This is a genomic window from Candidatus Accumulibacter vicinus (assembly GCF_000584955.1).
Lineage (GTDB): Bacteria > Pseudomonadota > Gammaproteobacteria > Burkholderiales > Rhodocyclaceae > Accumulibacter > Accumulibacter vicinus.
In genome coordinates this window covers 1-5,719 of the sequence record NZ_JDSS02000048.1, presented here as the reverse complement: position 1 = coordinate 5,719, position 5,719 = coordinate 1, and the positions used below count along the sequence as shown (strand labels likewise).

The window sequence follows — 5,719 nt, the reverse complement described above, 5'->3', positions numbered from 1 at the left end:
GAGGCTTGCGGCAGGAAGCGCTCAGCGCTGGCTGCCGGCGCCAGCGCCAGGACGATGTGCGGGCAGTGGTCGCGCCAGGCTGCGAGCGCCTGCGGCAGCGCAGCCGCTGTCACCGCCTCGCCACCGCCCAGCAGGTAGCCGAAAGCGCTGCGCTCCAGATCCTTGAGCGGCGCGACGCCGATCCAGGTGGCGTAACGCGCACGAGTCAGCGCCACATAGAGCTTGCGCAGGTCCTCGCCGAGGCGTTCGCGGTCTGCCCGATCGACGATGCCTGCGTCAGCAGCGAGCGCGAGCTGCAGGCACCCGTCATCGTCATGCCATTTCAACGGCAGATCCCTGGCGTCGCTTGCCCGGAAGGCGCAGGCAAAGGGCAGGAAGACCAGCGGGTATTCCAGCCCCTTGGACTTGTGCACGGTGACCACCCGCACCAGATCGGCGTCGCTCTCCAGGCGCAGTTGGCGCGCGTCGCTGCCAGCACTGGCGGCATCGCGCCGCTGTTCGGCGAGATGACGAATCAGTGCGTGCTCGCCGTCGAGCAGCGCGCTCGCCTGCTGCAACAATTCGGCAAGGTGCAGCACGTTGGTCAGCGTGCGTTCGCCGTCGACCGCCCCGCCCTCATCGCCGCGCCCGAGCAACCTTGCCGGCACCTCAAAATCGTTGAGCAGCCGGCGCAGCATCGGCAGCACGCCCTGGCGGCGCCAGCAGTCCCGATAGCCGCGAAACTGCAGGACGCGCGCTTCCCAGGCGATCTCGTCGTGGTTGAGCGTGTCGAGTTCCCGCCAGCTCAGGCCCAGCATGGCGGTGGCCAGCGCGCTGCGCAGCAGGCGCCCGTCGTCGGGTTCGGCGCAGGCAGCGAGCCAGTGCTGCAGTTCGCCAGCTTCGGCGCTCTCGAACACCGAATCCTTGTCCGAGAGATAGACGCTGCGCACCCCGCGCTGCGCCAGCGCCCTGCGCATCGTATCGGCTTCACTGCGGCTGTTGACCAGTACCGCGAGGTCGGCCGGGCGCACGCTCTGCAGGCCGGTCTCGCCAGCGAAGCCGGCCCGCCTCGCCTGGCCAAGATTGAGCAGGCGCACCATCTCGCCGGCACAACTGGCCGCCATCTGTTCGCGATAGGCGGTCCTGCCCAGGGGTTTGCCATCCGGATTGGGTGGCAGGTACCAGACGGTAAGCGCCGGCACCGGCATGCCGTCGGCCTGCAGCGCATCGGCGCGGCCTTGTACCTCGGCGGTGATGAAGGGCACCGGATTGTCCGTCCCGCGGCGGAAGAGGAAAGCGCCGGCGCCGCTCGCACGATCTTCGGCCACCGCGAAGCAGTGATTGGTCGCCAGAACCATGGCCCTGGTCGAGCGGTAGTTCCTGTTCAGCGTGTAGAGCCGCTCGAGGCAGGCGTGGCGAGCCGCCAGATAAGTGTGGATGTCGGCACCGCGGAAGGCGTAGATCGCCTGCTTGGGATCGCCGATGAGGATCAGTGCGCAGTCTCGAGCATTCCGCGCAACGCGATACACGGCCTCGAAAATCCGGTACTGGACCGGGTCGGTGTCCTGGAATTCGTCGATCAGCGCCACCGGAAACTGCTGCCGGATGCTGTCGGCAAGACGTTGGCCACTGGGCGCGTGCAGCGCGGCGTCGAGCCGGGTGAGGAGATCGTTGAAACCCATCTGCGCACGGCGCGCCTGCTCGTCGGCAAAGCGCTGTGCCACCCAGCGTGCCGCGTGACGGAGCAGGTCGATGCGCGCGTCGGGCAAGGCCTGCAGCGCGGCCGAAAGACCGGCGATCGCGGTCAGTGCGGGATGGTCGGGAGAAGGAGCGGTTTTCCAGACTTCAGCCAGACCGTCCGGTGTAAGGCGCCGCTTCGCCGCGTCAGTGAGCCCCAGATCGACCCTGTCGGGGTCCTCGCACCACTGGGCGAGCAAGAGCAGCCAATTGTCGTAGTGGTTCTTCTTGAGTCTTGTGCCGTCAAACTGTTTTTGATCGCGTGCCGTATCGAGCAGCGTCTGCAACTCGGCCACCCATTCCGCCCACGGCGCCTTGAGTTCAGCCAGGCGGCGGCGCCTTTCGCTCAGGCTGGCCCGCAGCGCCTCCGCCGGGGATCGCGGCGACTCGGCAAGCCGATCGGCATGTGCGACGAGATTCCTGATGTGCGCCTGCAAGGCGGCGGGACCCGAGCACCATGGCCGCACCTCGGCAACCGCCTCGCGGTCGAGCGCCGCCAGAAAGCTGCGCCAGTAGTCGCGAACGACTTCGGCAAGCAGCTCGTCCGGATCGGTTTCCAGCGTCTGGGTGAACAGGCTGTCGCAGTCGAAAGCGTGTTCGCGCAGCATGCGCTGGCACCAGGCGTGGATGGTCGAGACGGCCGCCTCGTCCATCGCTTCGGCAGCCAGCTGCAGCTTGCGGGCGCAGGCCGGCCATTGTTCCGCTGGGTACTCCTGGCGCAGTGCACGCAGCAGCGCGTCGGCAACGGCACTGTCGTTTTCGCCGGGGTCCTCGCCGGCATCGACCCGGAAACAGGCGGCCGCTTGCGCCAGACGGACGCGAATGCGGTCGCGCAGCTCCTGCGTCGCCGCTTCGGTGAAGGTGACGACGAGGATTTCGCGTGGCGTGAGCGGGCGCGCATAAGCGTTTTCCGCGCCATGACCGAGCACCAGGCGGACATACAGCGCGGCAATCGTGAAGGTCTTGCCGGTGCCGGCACTGGCCTCGATCAGCCGGCTGCCATGCAGCGGGAAACGCAAAGGATCGAGCGTTTCGACGGTCGTGCCGGGCGCCGTCGGCAGTGTGGCGGGGCTCATGCGGACACTCCCGCACCCTTCTCCGCCCGGCCGGCTTTCTCTCTGCTGGCCGGGATCGCCTCAAACAGCGGGCGCAGGAGCGTCTCGGCCAGCGCGTGAAACTCACCGTTGGCCAGCAGCGCGTCGAAATCCGGATAGGCGCGTTTGAGATAGGCGTCGCTGTCGACCTCGCCCAGAAACTGGTAAGCGCTTTGGTATGCCTTGCGCGCCGCCTCGTCGCCTCCCTTGAGGTAGGCGAACGCCGTCCTGGCCGCCAGCGGCAGCGGCCTTTGCATTCCCTGCTGCCAGGCGAGCAGAAGTTTTCCCAGATGGCAGCGGGCCTGTTCGATCGTCAGGGGCGGCAGGGTGACATCGCCGGCCTTGCTGACGATCTCGGTACTCAGCGGCCCGCCGGCGAGCTGCAGGGCGAGATGCTCGACCCAGTGGCGGATGACCTTTTCGCCGCGATATTGATTGTTCCTGACCAGATCACTCGTTTCGAGCACGACCCGGCCGCGCCGGCCAGCGCCATCGCTGCGGAGGCCACCGCGCCAGTCGGCGATCGCCAGTTCCTGCCCTTGACTGCTGACCTGGAAGCGGATCTCTTGCTCGCCATCGACGGGCGACGGCCAGCGCGCGAGCGCACGCCGATAGCGCTCCAGGAAATCGTCCATCGGCGCCAGCAGCTCGTCGGCCAGCGCATCGCCGAAGGCCCCCCCGGGCAGATCGCCGCGCCGCCGGATGCCGGCAAGCCGGTCATTGCGTGCGGCGGCAATGTCCTGCTCCTGTTCGAGCGCAGTGACCTGCGCCCGGATCAACTCGTCCTGCACCTGCCAACGGCCCAGGCCGTCGACATCGAAGGGTTCCTGATCATCGCTCAGCGGATCGTCGATCTCGAAGGAGACGCCGAGGCGCTGCCGAAAGAAGGCCTTGACCGGCTGCCGCAGGAAGTCGCCGAGATCGCGCAGCGACAGCGGCTCTTCACGCAGCAGCAGCGGCAAGACGGTCTGCGCATCCGCAGCGGCCTGGACTTTGGGCTGCCACTCCTGCGCATAGGTGAACAGTCTGGCTTCCTCCGGAAACGCCGGGAAATAGTCGGGGCTGAAGGGCTGCAGCCGGTGCTCGACGGTCAGCGCCGCGAGCAGGGCTTCGCCCGCTTTGCCGGCGGGCCCGGGGTGACCGGCCAGGGTCCAGCCCGCTGCCAGGTGATCGCGCAATTGCCCAACCAGCACCGACGGCGGCCGCACGCTGTTGTCGTGGATGCTGCGGCCGACCCAGGAGATGTGCAGGCCATCGCGCGCCGAGAGCAGCGCTTCGAGGAACAGATAGCGATCGTCCTCACGGCGCGAGCGGTCGCCCGGCCGATAGTCCAGCGCCATGAGGTCGAAGTCCATCGGCGTGCGCGTGCGCGGGTAGTCGCCGTCATTCATGCCGAGCAGGCAGATCCGCCGGAACGGGATGGCGCGCATCGGCATCAGGGTGGCGAAGGTGATGACGCCGCCGAAGAAGCGCTGCGACAGTCCTCCCTCATCGAAGCCGGCGAGCCAGGACTCGCCGACCACCGACAGCGGCAGTTCCTCGATCAGTGCCGCCTCTTCGCAGGCGCCCTGCCAGCGCTGCAGGCCGCTGTCGAGCTGCAGCAGGGTGAAGGCGTCATCACTGTCCTCGGCGGCAAAGAAGTCGGCGAGCAAGGCGCGCAGGCGCGCGCACCAGACGTCGACGGTCGCTGGCTGGCGCAAACTCCGCCAGGTGGCGTCCAGGCGGTCGAACAACTGCACCAGCGGTCCGAGCAGCGCGGCATCGATGCCGCCGATTTCGTCGTACGGCGCGATCCCCTGCCAGGCCGCGGCATGGGCACCGACAGCGTAGCCGAGCAGCATCCGTCGCAGGCCGAACAGCCAGGTGTTCGGCGCCGCCGCCTCGGCGTGCTGCGGCAAATCGAGGCTGGCACGCTGCTCGGCGTGCAGCCCCCAGCGAATGTTGGCACCCCGGACCCAGCGCTGCAATTGCGGCAGCTCGTCTTCGGCGATGCCGAAGCGCTGCCGCAGCGCCGGCACTTCGAGCAGGTCGAGCAGATCGCTGACCGCCAGGCGCGACTGCGGCAGATCGAGCAGCTTTGCGAGCGCCTGCAGCAGCGGATCGACCTGGCGCCGGCCCTGGTCGGCGACACTGAACGGCAGGTAGCGCGCATCGCTGGCTTCGGGCAGGCCGAACACCGCCTGCACGTGTGGCGCGTAACGGTCGATGTCGGGCACCATGACGAGGATGTCGCGCGGGCGCAGCGTCGCGTCGGCATTGCAGGCGGCGAGCAGTTGATCATGCAGGATCTCGACTTCGCGCTGCGGGCTGTGCGCGACATGAAAACGGATCGAAGCATCGCGCGCCGGGTCGACGGCTGGCCAGTGCGCGCGCGTCTCGGCCAGCGGGCGCAATTCGAGGATGTCGTCCTGCAGTTGTTGCAGCAGGGTGGCCCCGCCGAAGTCCTTGAATAGCTCGATGCGCTGCCCGATGGCGGCGAAATGCGGCAGGTAGCCGGCGCGCGCCGCATCGTCGTCGTGTGCTTCGAGCAGGCCGATGAAATCGCGCCCCTGCTTGCCCCAGGCGGCGAGCAGCGGCTGTGCGTGCAGATGCAGCCGTTCGTCGGCAATGAAATCCGGGACGCTCGGCCGACGCGCCTGGCGGGAACGCCCGCTGTGCAGCAGCAGGTCGCGATCGGCGACGATGTCGGCCCAGAAATACTGACACGGGTTGTGCACGCACATCAGCACCTGTGTCCAGCGCCCCAGTTCCGCGAGCACTTCCAGAGACTGCTGCGGCAGGCTCGAAACGCCGAACACGATCACCCGGCGCGGCAGGTCGGCGGGACGCTCGTCCTCCGGCCAGTGCGCGGCGCAACGCAGGAAGGCCGCGTGCACACCCGCCCGCCCGGCATTCGCTGCCGCCGCGTG

2 protein-coding genes are annotated in these 5,719 nt (G+C 68.3%); both read right to left on the bottom strand.

Annotated features, from left to right (window positions below; translation table 11 throughout):
* Positions 1 to 2,792 (bottom strand): exodeoxyribonuclease V subunit beta (gene recB, locus CAPSK01_RS19545; protein WP_273704131.1); only part of this gene is annotated, 2,792 nt, incomplete at its 3' end.
* On the bottom strand, positions 2,789 to 5,719 hold a 2,931-nt coding region (gene recC, locus CAPSK01_RS19540), incomplete at its 5' end, for an exodeoxyribonuclease V subunit gamma (protein ID WP_034930765.1). The genes recB and recC, both read right to left, overlap by 4 nt.